Raw genomic sequence first — 1,214 nt, 5'->3', positions numbered from 1 at the left:
TGGTCTGCCCCCATGGGGTGATCCGGGCTTAATGTTAGTGCATGCTCGGTCTAGCCGCCACTGCTGGCGTTGAAGCCGGGCCATTCTGGCGCGGCCACACGGTGGCTTCGGGTGCCGGTGGTTTGTAGTTCAGTGACGAGTGCGGACGCACGGTGTTGTAGTGCCGCCGCCAGCCCTCAATGATGATCTTCGCCTCCTTGAGCGTATAGAAGATTTCTCCATTGAGCAGTTCGTCGCGGAGTTTAGAATTGAAGCTTTCACAATAGCCGTTTTCCCACGGACTGCCCGGCATGATGTAGGCCGTCTTGGCACCGACCAGCGCAATCCATTCCCTCAATGCCTTGGCGATGAATTCCGGACCATTATCGGAACGAATATGTGCCGGAATGCCGCGCAGGATGAAGAGATCCGAGAGCACATCGATGACATCGACGGCTTTGAGCTTTCTTTCGACCCTGATGGCAATGCATTCTCGTGTGAACTCGTCGATCACGTTCAGCATGCGGATTTTCCTTCCGTTGTGCGTGCGATCCTCGACGAAATCGTAGGACCAGACATGGTTGGGGTATTCCGGCCGAAGCCGGATGCATGAGCTGTCGTTCAGCCAGAGCCGACCGCGCTTTGGTTGCTTGTAGGGAACCTTCAGCCCCTCACGCCGCCATATCCGCTCGACCCGTTTGACGTTCACGATCCAACCCGCCTGGTGCAGCATCGCCGTGATGCGGCGATAGCCATATCGGCCATATTGGAGGGCGAGCGCTGTGATGTCGGCGGTTAATGCCGCTTCGTCATCTGGTGTCTTTGCGATTTTGCGCTGCGTGGAACGATGCTGGCCGAGAACCCGGCATGCCCGTCGTTCGGACACGCCCAGTTCTGCGGTGACGTGGTCCACACAGGCACGGCGGCGGGCGGGGCTTAGAAGTTTCCCTTGGCAGCCTCCGCCAGGATCATCTTGTCCAAGGTCAGATCGGAAACTGCCCGGCGGAGGCGAGCGTTCTCGGTCTCCAATTCCTTCAGGCGCTTCACCTGATCGCCCTTCAGGCCACCGTATTCAGCCCGCCAGCGGTAATATGTAACTTCCGTTACGCCTATCGACCGGATCGCCTCCGCCATCGATTTGCCCTGCGCATTCAGCACGTCAACCTGACGAAGCTTCGTGACGATCTCTTCCGCCTTGTGTCTTTTCGCTGCCATTTCAATGTCCTTCTTCGGCT

The 1,214-nt window shown here is 58.0% G+C and carries 1 protein-coding gene; it reads right to left on the bottom strand.

The genetic code is table 11. The features are described from left to right. Nucleotides 1–34: 34 nt before the first annotated feature. Nucleotides 35–1,194, bottom strand: a protein-coding gene (locus ACIQWP_RS31895) for an IS3 family transposase (protein WP_402796497.1) whose coding sequence is annotated in 2 segments (ribosomal slippage) — nucleotides 35–930 and nucleotides 930–1,194 — 1,161 coding nt in all. Because the reading frame shifts where the segments join, the coding sequence is not laid out codon by codon here. Between the last annotated feature and the right edge of the window lie 20 nt (nucleotides 1,195–1,214).

This window comes from Rhizobium sp. NPDC090279 (assembly GCF_044769665.1).
GTDB lineage: Bacteria > Pseudomonadota > Alphaproteobacteria > Rhizobiales > Rhizobiaceae > Rhizobium.
The sequence above is the reverse complement of the archived record's forward strand: the minus strand, read 5'-3'. Positions and strand labels throughout refer to the sequence as shown.